The following is a 17,319-nucleotide window of genomic DNA, read 5'->3' on the forward strand; positions in this document are numbered from 1 at the left end:
CACGCCGCCAGCGTTCGTCCTGAGCCAGGATCAAACTCTCCAACAAAAACTGTGTTGAACAGCAATCCCGACAACAAACAAATGTTGCCAAAGGAATCCCCACCAAACAAACCCGAAAGCCTGCCCAGTGCGGGGTATAAATCATAATTGGCACTGGCTTTACAAGCACCCTGTTGAGTTCTCAAAGAACAACCACACACCAACCAGACAGCCGCATCAGCAGCCACCCGACCGGGGCATTTTGTTCACTGCGCCCCGCGCTTTCGCGCTGGGCACTTTTACTACGTTACCTCACCGTCTTCCCCGTGTCAACCGGTGTGTCCCGGTGTGTCCCGGTGTGTCACGCTTCGTACGGCCTTGCTCCGCTGAGCGCACGCAGCGGCCAGCGCTACGATTGATCATCGGATTTGGCAGAACCGGCCGCTGCGGTCTCCCGCATGCTCGCCCGGTGCTCTGCCGGTCGACAACCTTACCCGGTCGGTTCCGCCCGGCCAAATCCACCCTGCGGCGTTCGGCGAGCCCCACCCGGACCGCGTCGTCCCGGAGACAGTGCCCCCGGCGACCCGGTGCCACACATCGAATCTGGCCCCGGGGCTTTCACCCCGTTTGCCCGTTCCGCGCTGGCAGAGAGAAAGTTACGCGGCCTCGGGTTTGATCGTCAAATCCGCTGGTCATCGGCTTCCGCGCCGCCCGCCTGACGCCTGCGGGACAGGCGGGGTGCCGCCCGCCACCCCCGGACGCCCAGCACACCGGCCGTGGAGCCGATGGCCAACGAGGCGGCGATGAGTACCGCGTGGATCCAGAGGAATCCGGTCGGAGCACCCACGCCGACCGCGTCCCCCGTCCAGGCCCGTGTGTCGTTCCAGATGGCGAGCCCGAACCTCGGCCAGATCACCCAGGTCCACACCCCGACGCCGACCAGGAACAACGACCAACCTCGCGACAACACCATGGTCGACGAGTATCCCAGCGCCCCACCGCCTCACCCCACTCCCGTCCCCGACGCACACTCCCCGCCACCGAACCGCGTTGATCAAGAGGTTTGCGTCATCCTCGGGAACATCCGTGACGCAAACCTCTTGATCAACGCGGCCAAGCAGCGGCGGGCGGCGGGCGGACGGCGGCCAAACGACGGGCGGGCGGCGGGCGGGCGATGGGCGGGCGGATCTGGCGGGCGGGGTTTCCGCTGGTGGGGGTCGGGGCACCTGGCAGGGGTCGACGACGACGTGGAGGTGACCCGGATGCAGCCGTTCGACCCGTGGGCATGGCGTGACCCGGCGGCGCTGGCCGGCGGATACGACCACACCGAGCCGGGTGAGCGGCCCGACCGGGAGTCGCACGACGGGCCGGACGCGCCCGGCCCGGGAACACCGCTCGACCTGACCGGCTACCGGGTGGAGGCGACCGACGGGCGGATCGGCGCGATCGACGAGGCGAGTGAGGAGGCGGGCGCCCGCTGGCTGGTGGTGGACACCGGGCCGTGGATCTTCGGGCGGAAGGTCCTGCTGCCGGTCGGCACGGTCGCCCGGGTGGACCACGGGGACCGGGTGGTGCACGTCGACCGGAGCCGGGAGCAGGTCAAGGACTCACCGGCCTTCGATCCCGAGGACGGTGCCCGGCCGGACTACCGCGACCAGGTCGGTGACTACTACGCGCAGAGCTACCGCCGGGGCTGACCGCCGGGGAGCCCGGTCCGCCCGGCGGGCACTCACGGCGGACCGACCAGGCCGCGACCGGACGCGCCCAGCAGGGCCGACCGGGCCGGGGCGGGAGGTGTCGGCAGGGCGACTGACCAGGTCGCGAAACCAGGCACGGCCAGCAGAGCCGACCAGGCCCGCAGGGCGGACCAGCCACGCCGGGGACCGGACCCGGCCGGCAGGGCGGATCGGCCACACGGCCGGTCCGGTAGGCTGCCGGCATGACCAGCGCGACCGCTCAGCACACCCGGACGTCGTACGACGTCGTGGTCGGTGCGGAGCGACGCCGGCGATCCGTCGCCCGCCCGCGCTGACCCATTCCCTGCGACCGGCGGATCGAGCCGCCGGTCCTTTCCGCTGTCCTCGGTCCGTCCGCAGGCTCCCCCGTCCGGGGATCCGCCTGGCTGACGGATCCGAGCAGATTGGCGTACCGATGGATCTTGAAAGGTTGCTCACCGACCGGCTGACGCCCGCGTTCGCCGCCGTGGCCGGCGAACCGGTCGCGCCCGCCGTGCGGCGCTCGCCGCGGGCGGACTTCCAGTCCGACGCGGCGCTGGCGCTGGCCCGGCGGCTCTGCCGGCCGCCGCGCGAGATCGCCCGGGCGGTGCTGGACCGCGCGGACCTCGACGACGTCTGCGCGGTGGCGGAGATCTCCGGCCCCGGCTTCGTCAACCTGACCCTCGCCGACGGGGCGCTGGCCGGGATGGTCGCCGCGCTCGCCGGCGACGAACGGCTCGGGGTGCCGGTGACCGGCGACCCGGAGACCGTGGTGGTCGACTACTCGGGGCCGAACGTGGCGAAGGAGATGCACGTCGGACACCTGCGCTCGACGGTCATCGGCGACGCGGCCGTCCGGGTGCTGGACTGGCTCGGGCACCGGGTCGTCCGGGTCAACCACCTGGGCGACTGGGGCACCCCGTTCGGGATGCTGATCGCACACCTTGCGGACCTGGGTGAGGCGGAGGCGGCGCAGGAGCTGTCCATCGGCGACCTGGACGGGTTCTACCGGGCGGCCCGGTCGAAGTTCGACGCCGACCCGGCGTTTCGGGAACGCGCCCGGCAACGGGTGGTCGCGTTGCAGGCCGGCGACCCGGAGACCCGCCGGCTGTGGCGGTTGCTGGTCGGGCAGTCCCAGCGGTACTTCCTGACCGTGTACGAGCTGCTCGACGTCACCCTGACCGGGGCGGACTTCCGGGGCGAGAGCGCGTACAACGACCGGCTCGGCGCGGTGGTGACCGACCTCGACCGGCTCGGGTTGCTGACCGACAGCGCCCGGGCCGCCTGCGTCTTCCCGCCCGGATTCGTCGGACGCGACGGCGTCGGGCTGCCGTTGATCGTGCGTAAGGGCGACGGTGGGTACGGGTATCCGGCGACGGACCTGGCGGCGCTGCGGTCGCGCGTCGACGAGCTGGGCGCGACCCGGCTGCTCTACGTGGTGGGCCTGCCGCAGCGGCAGCACTTCGCGATGGTGTTCGCGGTGGCCGGACAGGCGGGTTGGCTGCGTCCACCGGTCCGCGCCGAGCACCTGGGCTTCGGCTCCGTCCTCGGCCCGGACGGGCGGATGCTGCGCAGCCGGGCCGGCGGCTCGGTGAAGCTGGTCGACCTGCTGACGGAGGCGGTCACCCGGGCCACCGCGCTGGCCCGCACCCGCAACCCGGACCTGGACGAGGCGGCGGCGGCCGAGATCGGCCGGGCCGTCGGCATCGGCGCGGTCAAGTACGCCGACCTGGCCACCGACCGGACCCGTGACTACGTGCTCGACTGGGAGCGGATGCTCGCCCTGGACGGCAACACCGCCCCCTACCTCCAGTACGCGTACACCCGGACCCGGTCGGTGCTGCGGCGGGCCGGCGCGGTGCCGGGGCCGGCGACCGGGGTGGTGCTCGGCACCCCGGCCGAGCGGGCGTTGGCGTTCGAGCTGCTCGGGTTCGCCGGCGTCGTGCACGAGGTGGCCCGGACGGCGCAGTTCCACCACCTCGCCGGCTACCTGCACCGGCTGGCCACCCGGTTCAGCACGTTCTACGAGCGGTGTCCGGTGCTGCGGGCGGACGGCGAGCTGCGGGCGAGCCGGCTGCTGCTGACCGACCTGACGGGACGGACCCTGCGGCAGGGACTGGCCCTGCTCGGCATCCGCACGCTTGACCGGATGTGAGCACGGCGGGGCCGCGCCGGGCGACCGGACGCGGCCCCGACGGGCTCAGCCGGTCGGACCGCGTAGCCCCTCGTAGTACGGCTTCATCGCCGGGTAGTAGTCGTCGAACCCGGCCTTCGGGGCGTCCGTCCCGGCGGCCACCAGCAGGTCGAGGTAGTACTCCCAGCCGGGGCCGATCTCGCCGACGTGCTCCTCGCTGTCGAGGTGGTGGGTGAACCGCAGCTCGGTGCGGCCGGCCGTCTCGGTGAGCAGCAGCTCGATCCGCCAGCCGCCCGACCCGTCGGCCGCCGACACGGCCAGGTGCCGGGGCGGCTCGCAGGTGTCGATCCGCAGCTCGGTCCAGGGGGCTTCGTCCTCGAACACCATCTGCAACCGGATCGTCCGGCCGGGGCCGGCGTCGCCCTCCCAGGGGCCGAACCAGCGGGCGGTGCGCTCGGGTTCGGTGACGCTCGCCCAGACGTCCGCGACGGGGGCGCGGAAGGTGCGTACCAGCACCAGGTCGGTGCCGGTGGCGGTACGCGCCAGCCGGCCGGTGGGGGTACCGGTCACGCGGTTTCTCCTCTGGCTCGGTCCGCCGTGTCGCGCGTGCGACGCTCCCGGCGGGTGCGGTGGACCTCCGTTTCGAGCGCGTCGAGGTGCTGGGCCCAGCCGCGTGGGCGGCGGAACCGGGCGAGCCACTCGGCGAGCTCGGTGAACCGGTCGGCGTCGAGCCGGTAGCGCCGTTGCCGGCCGACCAGCTCGCTGCGGACCAGGCCGCTCTCCCGCAGCACCCGCAGGTGGCGGCTGACCGCCGGCCTGCTGATCGGGAACCGGTCGGCGATCTCCCCGGCGGGGAGGTCGCCGTCGCGCAGCAGCTCGAGGATGTGCCGACGGACCGGATCGGATATCGCCGCCGCCACCTCGTCCACCGGGGAAGCGTAACCTATGGGTTACGCTTTCACCCGGGCGGCCCCGTTCAGCGCAGCGGGGTGGGGGTCAGGCGCACCCCGGTGATCTCTTCGGAGCGGGCCCACAGGTCGGCGGCGAGCCGCCGGTCGGTGGCGACGCCGCGCAACGGCGCGAAGGTGGGCTCGGCGCGGCGGAAGCGCCGGCCGGGACCGATGTGCCGGCCGGTGGGCGCGCTCGGGTCGGTGGCGGCGAAGAGCATGGGCGCGGCGGCCTCGTCGAGAGGACGGCGCAGCGGGCGCGCGAGCACGGTCTCGATCCGGCGGACGAGCGGTGGCAGGTCCCGGGAGAGGTCGGTCCTGGTCATCCCGGGGTGGGTGAGCAGGCTGCGTACCGGCGAGGCGATGGCCCGTAGCCGGCGGTCGAGTTCCAGCCCGAACAACACGTTGGCGAGCTTCGAGGTGGCGTAGGCGCCGGCGGCGGAGTAGCGGCGTTCGGCGGCCAGGTCGCTCAGGTCGAGCCGGCCGAGCCGGTAGAGGCCGGAGGAGACGGTGACCACGACCGGCTGCCGACCGGCGGTCAGCGTGGGCAACAGCCGGACGGTGAGGGCGAAGTGCCCGAGGTGGTTGGTGGCGAACTGGCTCTCCACCCCCTGCGGGCTCAACCGCCGGGGGACGGTGCCGATGCCGGCGTTGTTGACCAGGGCGTCCACCGTGTCGACGTCGCGGTCGAGACCGTCGACGAAGGCGTGGACGGAATCGAGGTCGAGCAGGTCCAGGCGGCGGACGACGAGATCGGCCCGGGGGTGGGCGTCGAGAAGTTCGGCCCGGACCCGGGCGCCCTTGGCGGTGTCCCGGACGGCCATCACCACCCGACCGCCCCGGGCGGCCAGGTGGCGGGTGATCGCCGCGCCGAGGCCGCTGCTGGCGCCGGTGACCACGAAGGTCCGGCCGGACTGGTCGGTGAGATCGGCGGCGGTCCAACCGGGTGCGCGGTCCATGGCATGCCTTCCGACGGAGAAGTGGATTACCCATCCGATTCAAGCCGGGATTAAACGGATTGTCAATCCGATCGGATGGGTGATCCGCTGCGTTAGGCTGGTGTGGTGACCACGACCCTGCGCGCGGACGCCGCGCGCAACCGCGACCGGGTGCTGGCCACCGCCCGTGCGCTGGTGACGGAGGGCGACCTGTCGTTGCAGCTCAACGACATCGCCCGGCGGGCCGGCGTCGGAGTCGGCACCGTCTACCGGCACTTCCCTACCCGGCGCGCCCTGCTGGAGGCGCTCGCCGCCGACGCCTTCGCCACCCTGCTCGACCAGGCCCGGACGGCGAGCCGCGAGGACGAACCGTGGGCGGGACTGCGACGGCTCACCCGCAGCCTCCTAGTCGGCCAGCTCACCGAGCCGACCCTCGCCGAGGTGCTCTCGACCAGCCCGGACGAGGACGCCACCGCGCCGACCACGACCCGCCGGGCGGAGTTGGCCGCGCTGGCCGCGACCGTGCGGGAGCGGGCGGTCCGGGCCGGTCAGCTACGCCCCGACCTGACCCTGGACGACCTGCAACACCTGGTCTGCGGAACCGCGTTCGCCGCCCGGATCGCCGACGCGCCGGCGGACCGGGTCGAGCTGTACCTGGCCGTGCTGCTCGCCGGCGTCCGCGTACCCGACCAGGGGTGACCCCGCCCGCCTAGCCCGGCCGCACGCACGGGTCGGCCACCGTGGACGACGGGCTCTGCGCGGTCCGGCCGTCGACGGCGGTCACCCGTACCGTCCAGGTCACGGCGGACGCCCGGAGCTGACCCACGGTCACCCGGGCGGACGATCCGTCCACCGTCATCGCCCGGCTCGTCGGGGCGCCCCCGGCGGGGGTGTACCGCACCTGTGCGTCGACCAGCGCACCGCTGCCGGTGGCCCGGACGACCAGGGTGTAGGTGTCCGGGCCGCAGCGGACGTGCGCGTTCGCCGACACCGTGAAGGGCGCGGCGAGCTGCGCACCCGTCGTCGGGCGGGGAGCGGCCGGCGGCCGGGAGGGTGCCGGCGTCGGGCCCGGGACGGCACCTGTCGTGGTGCCGGTCGGTGCACCGCCGGGCGCGGACGGGTCACCGGCACCGCTCGTGTCGGGCCCCGGGGTCGTCCGGGCCGAGGGCGCCGCGGTGGCGACGACGGACGGCGTGACCGCCGCCGCACCGGTGGGGACGCCTGACGTCACCGACACCTGCTCGGCGTCCCGCCCGGCCGCCGACACCGCCCAGGTGCCGGCCACCACCAGGAGCAGCAACAGCCCGGCGGTCACGGCCATCCGCCGCCGACGCCGCCGGTCGCGGTCCCGGGTCGCGGTGGACGTCGCCGTCGCGCCGGCCGGGGCCGCCGCGATGCCGGCCGGGGCCGACCCGGCCCGCCCGGCGGCATCCGACCGACCGGCGACGACGGACGACCCGGCCGTCGAAGCCGGATCGGCCGTCGGCATCGGATCGGCCGGGCGCGTCGGACCATCGGGCGACGACGGACCATCGGGCGACAAGGGATCAGCCGGTGAGGACGGATCGGTGGGGGACGACGGATCGGCGGGACCGGGACCGGTCGGAGAGTCCGGCCCGGCAGGGCGGTGGGCTGCGGTGGCGTCGCTGCCGGCGGTGGGCCCGGGCGGGTCGGTGGCGGCCGGACCGGTGCCGGCCGGCAGCCCGGCGGTGGCCTGCACGGCGGTGGAACCCGCCTCGGCCAGCCGCGACCACACCGTCTCGGCCACCACCAGGAACCCCGGCGCGGTGTACGCGGTCAGCAGCGCCGCCGGATTGCACTGTTCACGCCGGAGGAGCCCGCACCGTGCGCAGTCGTCGATGTGCCGGGCGAGCCGCTTGCGTAGGACCGGGGTGAGCCGGCCCTGCCAGTCGCCGAGCAGCTCGGCCAGGACCGGGCAGTCCCGCGCCCCACTGCGGGCGACGAGCAACGTGCCGAGCGCCCGTTCGAGCTGTGAGCGGGCCCGGGACAGCCGGGCGTGCGCGTGGTTCGCGGGCACCCCCAGCGCCGTACCGATGTCGGCCGAGGAAAGGTCGTGGCGGATCGCCAGGTGCACCACCTCGCGGTCGCCGGGGTTGAGCGCGTCGACCGCCAGGTGCACCAGGGCGCGTACCTGGTCGGCGTTGACGGCGGCGGCCGGGTCACCGGTGTCGGCCGCCGGCTCGGCCGCCTCGGAAAGCGGCGCGGACCGGGACCGTTCCCGCAACTGCCGCAGGCATTCGCTGCGCACGATCGCGTACAGCCAGGAACGCAGCCGGTCCGGGTCACGCAGCTGGTCGATGCGCTGGCCGGCGGTGAGGAACGCGTCGTGCACGGCGTCCGCGGCGGCCTCCGGCTCGTGCAGCATCGTCCGGGCGTAGGTGTAGAGCCGGTCGGCGTAGCGCCGGTAGATGCCCTCCAGGCCGATCCGGTCACCGCGCCGGAGCGCTTCGACGAGCGCCCGGTCGTCCTGCGCCATCACGTTCATCAGTGCTCCCACCGCTCGTCGACCGGTCCAGTACAGCGAAGAAAAAATTCCCCGGGAACTTTCTGTTGGCATGCCGACCCCGGCGCGCTCCTACCGGTGTCATCGCAGCGCCGACACCGGGAGACACCCATGACAACGACACGCTCCACAACCCACCGGACCCACGTCCGCCGGTACCTGACCACCGTAGTGGTGGCGGCGCTCGCCGCCGGGTTCGTCGCCACCACCGACGCCGACGCCGCCGCCACACCGGACGGCCCGGCCGGGCGGTCCGCCGCCGACGCCGGGCCACTGGCCTTCCGGGTCGACCCGGGCCTGACCCCGCCCCGGGTGCAGCTCGACCCGGTCGGTCGGACCGGCACCGACCGGGAGGTCGGCGTGGTGGCCGGACCGGACGGCTCGCCCGCCGGCCTGGTCCTCGACGAGGTGATGGTGCGGACCGCCGACCAGGCCGAACTGGACGCCTTCCTGGCCCGCTGGGGTGGCCAGGTGCTCGACTCGTTCGCCCCCGACGAGCAGGGGCAGGACCACCTGGTCCGGGTGGACGTCGACAAGGCCGACCCGGCCGGGCTGGTCACCGACCTGCTCGCCGCCGAGCCGCGTCAGGCCGGCGGCTACCGGGTCGGCGACGAGCGGGCGCTGCGGCTGCTCGCGCTGGCCGCCGCCGAGTGGCGTACGGGCACCGAGCTGGTCCTCGACTGGCTGGTGGAACCGTCAGGCATCGCCGACGGGCAGGTCTTCGAGGCGCCGGACATCGGCAAGAACGTCTTCGACTGGTCGTTCATGCGGGCCGGTGGCGCGCTGGACGTCGGGGTCGCGCCGGCCTGGCAGCTGCTGGACAGCAAGGGCCGGCTGACCAAGCAGGTGAAGTACCTGGTGCAGGACGGCGGGTTCCAGTTCAACTCCGATTTCCCGAGCAAGGTGTCTCTCCACAAGGCGGAGTGGGGCGAGACCAACACCAACGACTGCACCGGCGGAACGCCCTGCCCGTGGCACGCCACCAGCGTGGTGCTCGCCGGGATGGGCCGGGTCGACAACGACTACGGCACCGCCGGTCCGGCCGGGCCGGTGGTGCAGGAGCTGGTCGCCGTCCGCAACGGCATCGACTACTGGACGGTCCTGCGGCGGCTGGAGAAGGCCGCCGAGTCGACCCACCCGGACGTGGTCAACCTCAGCTTCACCCGGGACGTCGACCTCGGTGTCAGCCACGCCCGCACCTGGACCGACAGGCGGATGAAGCACGTCCGGGACACCGGGGCGCTGATCGTCGCCGCCGCCGGCAACAACGGCACCAACGTCGACGGCGACACCCTCTGGGTGCCCTGCGAGAGCACCCACGTGATGTGCGTGGGTGGAATGAACCAGGACGCGACCGTGGCCGGCGGGTCGAACTGGGGCACCAAGGACCTCACCACGTCGGTGGAGATCTACGGTCCGATGTGTGTGCCGGGCCTGACCGACCCGGGCACGCCGGCCGTCAACACCACGAAGACCACCTGCGGCACCAGTTTCGCCTCACCGTTCGTGGGCGGGGTGGCCGCCCTGGTGATGGCCGCCGACCCGACGCTCACCTCCGAGCAGGTCCGGCAGATCCTCAACGACACCGCGCACGTCGGTGGGCTGGGTGCCAAGGTGACAGGCAGCCAGCGCCGGGTCGACGCGCTGTCCGCCGTCGCCGAGGCGTTGGGCGTGACGGTCGGCAAGCCGGCGGTGAGCATCAGCACCCCGAAGACCAAGCAGAAGTTCGCGGTGGGCCAGTCGGTCGACCTGTGGGGCACCGCGACCGACTTCCTGGGCAAGGAGATCCCGCTCAGCTGGACCAGCAGCATCGACGGTGAGCTGGCGACCGGGTCGCAGACGTTCGTGCCGTCGCTGTCCGCCGGCACCCACGTGGTCACCGCCAGCGCCACCGACAGTCTGGGGCGTACGGGTTCGGCATCGGTGACCGTCACGGTGGTGGACAGCCCGACGAAGGTGGCCATCGTCTCGCCGCCGGCGGGGCTGACCCTCGTCGCGGGGCAGCCGGTCGGGCTGCTCGGCACCTCGAACGACCCGGACGAGTTCGGGCCGGTCCCCGACGCCCAGGTGACCTGGACGGTGCGCCGGGGCGACACGGTGGTCCTGGAGAAGACCGGCCACCAGGCGGTGCTGCCGGCGAACGCGGTCACGCCCGGGGCGTACACGGTGACGTTCGCGACGGCCGGGTCCAGCGTGCAGCGCGCCTTCTCGGTCACCGCGGCCCCGGCCGGGCAGTCCCGGCCGACGGCCACGATCACCAAGCCGGCCACCGCGCTGGACCTGACCACGGTCGAGGCCGGGCCGAAGTCCGTCGCGTTCGCCGGGACCGGCACCGACGCCGAGGACGGCACGGTCGCGGGGACCCGCTTCCGGTGGACCGCGTACGGCGACGGCGGCGTCAAGCAGGTGCTGTGCCAGGGCGGCGGGGTGCCCACCGGCGAGCCGGTCGACGACAAGGGCTCGCCGAAGGACTGTGCCTCGTTCACCGGGGCGCTGGCCCAGCTGACCAGCGGGACCGACACCACCACCTGGTCGGTGTGGCTGGAGGTGTTCGACGCGACGGGACTGGTCGGCACGGATTCCGTGCCGGTCCGCATCCGGCACCTCGTCGGCTGACCGATCCGTACCGGCGGGGGCGGGCACCACCCGGCTCCCGCCCCCGATCCGACCCTGACCGGGGACCTGCCGGTTCCCGGACCGTACGCACTCAAGGAGAGCACATCATGCGTGGACAAACGTGGACGCGTCGGACGGTCGCCCTGGGCGGCGCGCTGCTGAGCACGGTCGTGCTCGGTCAGGTCGCGCTCAGCGGGCCGGTGGCGGCGGTGCCCGGCCTGTCGATCCGGACCACTGTCGGGCCGAACAACAGCGTCGCCAAGTCGCAGAACGCGGTCTGCCCGACCGGCACCACCGTCATCGGTGGTGGCGGGGCGATCAGCGGGTCGGGTCTCGGCCAGGTGGGCATGGACATCGTGCAGCCGCTGGCCGACGCCGGGCTCTACTCGGTGACCGGCCGGGAGGACCCGAACGGTGTCGCCGGGAACTGGTCGCTCACCGCGAGCGCGATCTGCGCCCCGACGCCGTCGGGCCTGGAGGTGGTGACCGGCCACTCGGCGGTCAATTCGGTCAACCCGAAGTTCCTGGAGTTGTTCTGCCCGGTGGGCAAGCGGGCGATCGGCGGCGGTGGCGCAGCCGTCGGCTCGGGAGCGAGTGACGTGCTCCTGGAGGACCTGCGGATCGGTCAGAGCAGCGTGACGGTGGCGGGGGTCGAGGCCGGCAACGCCTTCGCGGGCAACTGGTCGGTGGACGTCTCGGTGATCTGTGTCGACCCGCTCCCCGGCGAGCAGCGGGTGATCGTGGACAGTGCCGACAACTCCACGGCCAGCCGCGCGGTCACTGCCACCTGCCCGGCCGGGAAGAGCCTGCACGGGGTCGGCGGTGAGATCGTCGGTGGCGAGGGCCAGGTGAGGCTGACCGAGATGCGGCCCACCTCGTTGACCACGGCGACCGTCCGCGCCGCCGAGGACGAGAACGGCTTCAGCGGCAACTGGAAGGTACGCGCGTACGCGGTCTGCGCGAACTGACCGGTCGGGCCGTCGGACGACGGCCACCCGCGGCCCGCGCCGATCCGTCGGTGCGGGCCGCCTGGCCGTTCACCCGGGGTGGGCTTCGGGGTTGTGTCGACCTCCGTCGATCGGTAACGTCACGAATCGATACGACTACTCACAGTCATGGCAGGAGTGTCCGCATGACACAGATCACGGAAACCGAACTGCCCCACTGGCCGCCGGTCAACCCGGCCCGCAGCCCGTTCGCCCTGATCGACGACGCCGAACGGCAGCCCCTCGCCGACCGGGCGGTGACCCGGGTGCAGCTGCCCACCGGCGCCACCGCCTGGCTGGTCACCCGGCACACCGAGGTACGGCAGCTGCTGCGCCACCAGGCGTTCAGCTCCGATCTGCTCCGCCCAGGCTTCCCCCTGCTCCGCCCGCTGCCGCCCGAGGTCACGGCGGACGCCCAGGGGGCGTTCATCCGGTTGGACGGTGAGGCGCACCTGCGGCTGCGCCGGATGCTCACCGCCGAGTTCATGATCAAAAATGTCCGCCGGATCGAGCCGCTGATCCACCAGACCGTCGCCGAGGCCCTGGCCGACCTGGCCGCCGCCGGTTCCCCGGCCGACCTGGTGTCGACGTTCGCCCTGCCCCTGCCGTCCAAGGTGATCTGTCACCTGCTCGGCGTCCCCTACGCCGACCACGACTTCTTCCAGTCCCGCAGCCGGCTGCTGCTCGACCGGCAGGCACCCATCGAGCAGATCCAGCACGCCGCCCAGGAACTGCGGGACTACCTCCGGTCACTGATCGACGCCAAGCAGGCCCACCCCGACGAGGCGGACGACCTGCTCAGCCGGCTGATCCGGGAACGCGTCGAGCCGGGTGAACTCGGCGTCGACGAACTCGGCGGGATGGCCCTGCTGCTGCTCATCGCCGGTCACGAGACCACCGCCAACATGCTCGGGCTGAGCGTCCTGCTGCTGACCCGCCACCGGGAACAGTGGGCGATCCTGCGCGACCGGCCCGACGTCGTCCCGGGGCTGGTCGACGAGTTGCTGCGCTACCTCAGCATCGTCCGTACCGGGCTGTTCCGGGTGGCCACCGAGGACGTCGAGATCGGCGGCCGGCTGATCCGCGCCGGTGAGGGCGCCATCGCCCTGCTCTCCCTGGCCAACCGGGATCCCGGGGTCTTCGACGACCCCGAGGGGTTCGACCCGTACCGGGAGGCCCACCAGCACCTGGCCTTCGGGTTCGGGATGCACCAGTGCATCGGGCAGCCCCTAGCCCGCGCCGAACTGCGCATCGCGCTGGTGGAACTGGGCCGCCGCTTCCCCGACCTGCGGGTGGCCGTCGACCCGCAGGAGCTGAGCACCCGGGACAACTCGGTCGTGTTCGGCCTCGACGCCCTCCCGGTGACCTGGTGACGCCGGGCGGACGGCAGGCGGTCGGGGGGACCACGTCCCGGGTGGCCGTCGACCGGGACCGCTGCTGCGGGGCCGGCAACTGCGTGCTGACCGCCCCCGAGGTCTTCGACCAGGACGACACCGACGGGCTGGTGCTGCTGCGCGACCCTACGCCGGGGGCCGCGCTGCTCGACCGCGTCCGTCGGGCCGTCGAACTCTGCCCGGCCGGCGCGATCCGGATCGACTGACCCCGGTGGGCGTCGGACGGGGTGCACCCCGTCCGACGCCCACCGGGCTGCGGCGCTCAGGGCAGTAGTTCGACGTACCCGTCGGTGCCGTGCACCCGGATCCGCTGCCCGTCCGGGATCAGCCGGGTGGCGTCCACCACCCCGACGACGGCCGGCAGGCCGTACTCCCGGGCGACCACCGCGCCGTGCGTCATCAGGCCACCGACCTCGGTCACCAGCCCGGCGACGGTGACGAACAGCGGCGTCCAACTGGGATCGGTGTACGTGGTGACGAGGATGTCCCCCGGTTCGAGATCGGCCCGTGCCACGTCCCGGACGACGCGCGCCCGACCCTCGACGGTCCCGGCGGAGACCGCCAGCCCGACCAGCGCGCCGACCGGCACGTCGTCACGGCGGTACGTCCCGGCGACTATCTCGCCCTCCGAGGTGAGCACCCGGGGCGGGGTGAGCGCCCGGTACGACAGATGCTCCGCCATCCGTCGGCGGATGAGCCCGTCGTCGACCCGGCGGGTGCGGACGACCTCGTCGAGTTCGGGGAACGTGAGGTACCAGATATCCTCCCGGTCCCGCAGCACACCGTCGGCCACCAGGCGGTCGGCCTCGGCCAGCAGCGCCTGCTTGTACGCGAAGGTGCGGGTGACCATGCCGAACTTCGGGTACTCCCGGTAGCCGACGAACGTCCGGGCCCGGTCGATCATCCGTTTGGTCCGGTCCGCCTTGTCCGCGCCGCCGTCGGGCAGGGCCCGCAGCCGCTCCAGCACCTCCCGCTCCTTGTCCCACGCCGTCCGCAGGCCCTGCTCGAAGTGCCGCCCGCCGGCTCCCGGCGCGAAGTTCCTGACGTTGCCCAGGATCAGCGGCACCAGCATGGCGGGGCGTTCCCGCCAGCGGGGCCGGGTGATGTCGATCTCACCGACCCCCCGCATGCCGTATCGGTCGAGCCAGGACCCGATGGCCACCCGGGCCTCCCGGCCACCGGCGAGCTGGTCCAGCCCGGCCAACAGGTCGTCCGGCCCACCGGGGCCGTCGTGCTCCCGGCCGGGCCCGCCGTCGTCGGCCACCCGGCTGCCGTCGTCGGCCACCCGGCTCAGGAAGGCCACGACCTTCGGGTACGGCCGGATCGCGTCCGCGACGTCCAGCAGGGCCAGCCCCATCTCCGAGGTGACGTTGTGCGGGACGGACTGGGTGAGCGGGTCGGCGGCGTTGCGCTCACCGAGCCACTCCTGCAGGTGCTCGTTGAGCCACCAGACCGCCTCCATCCCGGCCAGGATGACCGGGATGCTCCTCGGGTCGATCATCATCCGGGTCAGCCGGGGGAAGTCGGTCCGGATGAAATCCAGCAGCGCCGGCCCGGACTTCGTCCGGATCTCGCGGCGCAGGGCGGCGTTGGCGTCGTCGATCCGGGTGATCAGCTCGGTGACCAGCGCGGGATCGGTCTCGACGGACGGTGCCGCCGGCGCGGCCGGCGGGGCGGCGGGCTTCTCGTCCGGCACCTCCCGGACGAAGTCGCCGCGCTCGACGACGGTCCGCAACGCGTCCCCGATCAGCGGGTCGGATCTGCCCAGGGCGGCCAGCAGGCCGACCCGGCCGGTCGGCGACGCCAGCTCGGGCGTCACGTCGGCGAACAACCGGCCGGCGGCCTCGTACATGGGCCGGGCCGCGATCAGCTGGTACATCGAGTACCCGAGGGGCTTCATCGGGTCGGTCATCATCTGCTGGTGGCCCACGGAGACGTAGACGTGGTTGTCGGTGTCGTCGGCCACCGGGACGGGGAACAGCGTGGTGACCGGTCGGGTCTGGACGATCTGGAAGTCGTCGTCGACCAGGCACCACTCCACGTCCTGCGGCTGACCGAAGTGCGCCTCGATCCGCCGACCCAGCCGTGCCAGCCGGACGACCTGCGGGTCGGTCAGCGCCGGCTGGTCCTGCCGCTGCGGGTCGATCGCCACCACCCGCGTCCCGCCGGTCGTCGTGGTCCGCAGGGCGTGACGTTTGGCAGCGATCGTCCGGGCGACGACCCGGTCGCCGCGGACCCGGAACACGTCCGCGTCGACCAGCCCGGAGACCAGGGCCTCGCCGAGGCCGAACCCGGCCTCCACGAAGGAGACCCGCCGGTTGCCGGTGACGGGATCGGCGGTGAACAGGACGCCCGCCGCCCCGGCGGGGACCATCCGCTGGACGACCACCGCCATCGCGACCCGCCGGTGGTCGATGCCGTTGCGCTGGCGGTAGGTGACGGCCCGCGCGGTGAACAGCGAGCCCCAGCACCGGCTGATCTGCCGCAGGACCGCGGCCGGGCCGACCACGTTGAGGTAGCTGTCCTGCTGTCCTGCGAACGAGGCGGTCGGCAGGTCCTCCGCCGTCGCGCTGGACCGCACGGCGTACCCGCCGGGCTCGCCGAGCGCTTCGAGGGCACGGGTGACCTCCGTCGCGACGTCGTCGGGCACGGTGACGCCCTCGATGGTCCGGCGGAGCTGCGCGCTGAGGACGCCGATCGCCGCCCGGTCGGTGGGCGCCAGCCGGGCCAGTCGGTCGAGTTGCCCGTCGAGTCCCGGTGCCAGCGCGGTGACCCGCCGGAAGGCGTCCGTCGTCACGCAGAAGCCCGCCGGCACCCGGACCCCGTCGAGCCGGGTCAGCCCACCGAGGTTGGCGCCCTTGCCGCCGACCAGTTTCCGCTGCGTCGGGTCGACCTCGCGCAGCCCCCGCACGTACCGCCCGCTCATCGGACGGACCCCGGGACGGTCGGGCCCGGCCGCGGGACGGCGGTCGGGCGATTCAGCGGCCCCGAATACGTCGTCGGGTACGTGGACATCATTTCGCCTTCCGCTGGTGATGAGGTCGCCGGCGCACCGTGGTGATGCATTTCCGCTGGTGGCGACCACGGCTGACGATTCTGCGGGGTGACCCGGGTCTTGCGGCAAGTCCCCCCGTGCGCTATATGTTGGGAGAGCAGGAAATGGTGGGCGCGCGAGAATGGTGAACGCGCCAGGCGAAAACGTTTCCACCAGGTCGCCTGTCGATATCGGGGCCGGGGCGTGATGCGACGCGACACGCCGGTGACCGGCCCGCGCCGACCTCAGCGGATCAGTGCGTCGACGTCCAGCCCTGCGCGCGCAGCCGTTCGATGCCATCCAGCAGCAGGTCCAGCGCGAACTCGAACTCGAACTGGTCGTCGCAGCCCGCCCCGACGACGGTGCCGGTGTCGTGCGCGGCGGCGGTGGCGATCTCCGCGACGTGCGGGAACCGGGCCGCGACCTCCGGCGGCAGGGGCGCGGGGGGTGTCGGGACGGTCGGGCCGGTCCGGCCGGCCTGCCGGGAGGCGTCGAACAACTCCTGGCTGAAGCCGAGGATGCGGCTGCCCATGGCGTGCATGACGTGGTGGGTGAGGTCGGCGGAGAGCCCGCCGGCCCGCAGCGCCCCGATCATCGAGTCGAGGTAACCGAGGACGGCCGGCGTCGCCGTGCTCCGCGACTCGATGGCCAGCGAGGCCCAGGGGTGCCGGCGCAGCACCTGCCGGGCCGAGAGGACCCGCCGACGGATCGCGGGCTGCCAGCCGACGCCCGGGGTGAGCGGCTCGATCTCGCCGACCACCACGTCGATCATGCCGTCGAGCAGTTCGTCCTTGTTGGCCACGTGCTTGTAGAGGGCCATCGGCACGACGCCCAACTCCTGAGCGAGGTTGCGCATGCTGAGCGACTCGATCCCGGCCCCGTCGGCCAGCGTGACGGCGGCGCGCAGGATGCGGTCCCTGTTCAGCGGCGTCCGGCGCAGCGTCTCAGCCTGCTCGGCCATCTCGGTTCCCGTCCTCGGTCGGCGAGGGAAACCATAACCGCATTGACAGGTGTACGGCGTACACCTACCGTGGAGACACAGTAGGTGTACG

The 17,319-nt window shown here is 73.0% G+C and carries 15 protein-coding genes; 7 read left to right on the top strand and 8 right to left on the bottom strand.

The features are described from left to right. On the bottom strand, positions 1-227 hold a 227-nt coding region (locus JQN84_RS29100; RefSeq protein WP_204961791.1), incomplete at its 3' end, for a hypothetical protein. Positions 228-658: 431 nt separating this feature from the next. Further along, on the bottom strand, positions 659-952 hold the full coding sequence (locus tag JQN84_RS29105) for an SCO4848 family membrane protein (RefSeq protein ID WP_204961792.1): 294 nt from the start codon (positions 950-952) through the stop codon (positions 659-661). 289 nt (positions 953-1,241) lie between these two features. On the opposite strand from JQN84_RS29105, the gene JQN84_RS29110 reads away from it, so the two are divergent. Together JQN84_RS29110 and argS are read left to right on the top strand one after the other, a co-directional pair. Continuing rightward, positions 1,242-1,676 (top strand): PRC-barrel domain-containing protein, encoded by a 435-nt coding sequence (locus JQN84_RS29110; RefSeq protein ID WP_204961793.1) that lies wholly within the window; start codon positions 1,242-1,244, stop codon positions 1,674-1,676. Between the two features lie 454 nt (positions 1,677-2,130). After that, a complete protein-coding gene (gene argS / locus JQN84_RS29115) occupies positions 2,131-3,849 on the top strand; it encodes an arginine--tRNA ligase (protein ID WP_204961794.1) in 1,719 nt (572 codons plus the stop codon). A gap of 45 nt (positions 3,850-3,894) precedes the next feature. On the opposite strand, the gene JQN84_RS29120 is transcribed toward argS, so the two are convergent. Genes JQN84_RS29120 through JQN84_RS29130 form a run of 3 tightly spaced genes read right to left on the bottom strand, consistent with a single transcriptional unit; the run spans position 3,895 to position 5,734 of the window. Continuing rightward, positions 3,895-4,398, bottom strand: coding sequence for an SRPBCC family protein (locus JQN84_RS29120; RefSeq protein ID WP_204961795.1), 504 nt, complete (start codon positions 4,396-4,398; stop codon positions 3,895-3,897). Further along, the gene (locus JQN84_RS29125; protein ID WP_204961796.1) at positions 4,395-4,757 is read right to left on the bottom strand and encodes a metalloregulator ArsR/SmtB family transcription factor; all 363 of its coding nucleotides are present in this window, start codon (positions 4,755-4,757) and stop codon (positions 4,395-4,397) included. Before JQN84_RS29125 ends, JQN84_RS29120 begins: the two co-directional genes overlap by 4 nt. Positions 4,758-4,804: 47 nt before the next feature. Then, positions 4,805-5,734, bottom strand: a complete 930-nt coding sequence (locus JQN84_RS29130) for an oxidoreductase (RefSeq protein WP_204961797.1) — start codon at positions 5,732-5,734, stop codon at positions 4,805-4,807. A gap of 105 nt (positions 5,735-5,839) precedes the next feature. Between JQN84_RS29130 and JQN84_RS29135 the strand changes: the two genes are divergently transcribed. Next, positions 5,840-6,412 (top strand): TetR/AcrR family transcriptional regulator, encoded by a 573-nt coding sequence (locus JQN84_RS29135; protein WP_204961798.1) that lies wholly within the window; start codon positions 5,840-5,842, stop codon positions 6,410-6,412. 10 nt (positions 6,413-6,422) lie between these two features. On the opposite strand, the gene JQN84_RS29140 is transcribed toward JQN84_RS29135, so the two are convergent. After that, a complete protein-coding gene (locus JQN84_RS29140; protein ID WP_204961799.1) occupies positions 6,423-8,219 on the bottom strand; it encodes a sigma-70 family RNA polymerase sigma factor in 1,797 nt (598 codons plus the stop codon). Between the two features lie 129 nt (positions 8,220-8,348). Between JQN84_RS29140 and JQN84_RS29145 the strand changes: the two genes are divergently transcribed. The 4 genes from JQN84_RS29145 to JQN84_RS29160 all read left to right on the top strand — a co-directional run bounded on the left by JQN84_RS29145 (position 8,349) and on the right by JQN84_RS29160 (position 13,439). Continuing rightward, entirely contained in the window at positions 8,349-10,853 is a 2,505-nt protein-coding gene (locus JQN84_RS29145) for a S8 family peptidase (protein WP_204961800.1), read from the top strand. Between the two features lie 107 nt (positions 10,854-10,960). Beyond that, entirely contained in the window at positions 10,961-11,821 is an 861-nt protein-coding gene (locus JQN84_RS29150; protein ID WP_204961801.1) for a hypothetical protein, read from the top strand. 164 nt (positions 11,822-11,985) lie between these two features. Further along, positions 11,986-13,212 (top strand): cytochrome P450, encoded by a 1,227-nt coding sequence (locus tag JQN84_RS29155; protein WP_204961802.1) that lies wholly within the window; start codon positions 11,986-11,988, stop codon positions 13,210-13,212. Positions 13,213-13,253: 41 nt separating this feature from the next. Continuing rightward, complete coding sequence (locus JQN84_RS29160; protein WP_204961803.1) at positions 13,254-13,439, top strand: ferredoxin; 186 nt, start codon at positions 13,254-13,256, stop codon at positions 13,437-13,439. A 56-nt stretch (positions 13,440-13,495) separates the two neighbouring features. Here the strand turns inward: JQN84_RS29160 and rph are convergent, their stop codons facing one another. Both rph and JQN84_RS29170 read right to left on the bottom strand, forming a co-directional pair. Then, on the bottom strand, positions 13,496-16,159 hold the full coding sequence (rph, locus tag JQN84_RS29165) for a rifamycin-inactivating phosphotransferase (RefSeq protein WP_204961804.1): 2,664 nt from the start codon (positions 16,157-16,159) through the stop codon (positions 13,496-13,498). Positions 16,160-16,520: 361 nt separating this feature from the next. Further along, complete coding sequence (locus tag JQN84_RS29170; protein WP_204961805.1) at positions 16,521-17,228, bottom strand: TetR/AcrR family transcriptional regulator; 708 nt, start codon at positions 17,226-17,228, stop codon at positions 16,521-16,523. Positions 17,229-17,319 lie beyond the last annotated feature (91 nt).

Origin of the sequence: Micromonospora humidisoli (assembly GCF_016900955.1) — a bacterium.
Taxonomy (GTDB): Bacteria; Actinomycetota; Actinomycetes; order Mycobacteriales; family Micromonosporaceae; genus Micromonospora; species Micromonospora wenchangensis.

Excerpts from the sequence above, each read along its gene's own strand:
- JQN84_RS29105 (WP_204961792.1), bottom strand. The coding sequence starts at position 952 with ATGGTGTTGTCGCGAGGTTGGTCGTTGTTCCTGGTCGGCGTCGGGGTG.
- JQN84_RS29110 (WP_204961793.1), top strand. The coding sequence starts at position 1,242 with ATGCAGCCGTTCGACCCGTGGGCATGGCGTGACCCGGCGGCGCTGGCC.
- argS (WP_204961794.1), top strand. The coding sequence starts at position 2,131 with ATGGATCTTGAAAGGTTGCTCACCGACCGGCTGACGCCCGCGTTCGCC.
- JQN84_RS29130 (WP_204961797.1), bottom strand. The coding sequence starts at position 5,734 with ATGGACCGCGCACCCGGTTGGACCGCCGCCGATCTCACCGACCAGTCC.
- JQN84_RS29140 (WP_204961799.1), bottom strand. The coding sequence starts at position 8,219 with ATGAACGTGATGGCGCAGGACGACCGGGCGCTCGTCGAAGCGCTCCGG.
- JQN84_RS29145 (WP_204961800.1), top strand. The coding sequence starts at position 8,349 with ATGACAACGACACGCTCCACAACCCACCGGACCCACGTCCGCCGGTAC.
- JQN84_RS29150 (WP_204961801.1), top strand. The coding sequence starts at position 10,961 with ATGCGTGGACAAACGTGGACGCGTCGGACGGTCGCCCTGGGCGGCGCG.
- JQN84_RS29155 (WP_204961802.1), top strand. The coding sequence starts at position 11,986 with ATGACACAGATCACGGAAACCGAACTGCCCCACTGGCCGCCGGTCAAC.
- rph (WP_204961804.1), bottom strand. The coding sequence starts at position 16,159 with ATGAGCGGGCGGTACGTGCGGGGGCTGCGCGAGGTCGACCCGACGCAG.
- JQN84_RS29170 (WP_204961805.1), bottom strand. The coding sequence starts at position 17,228 with ATGGCCGAGCAGGCTGAGACGCTGCGCCGGACGCCGCTGAACAGGGAC.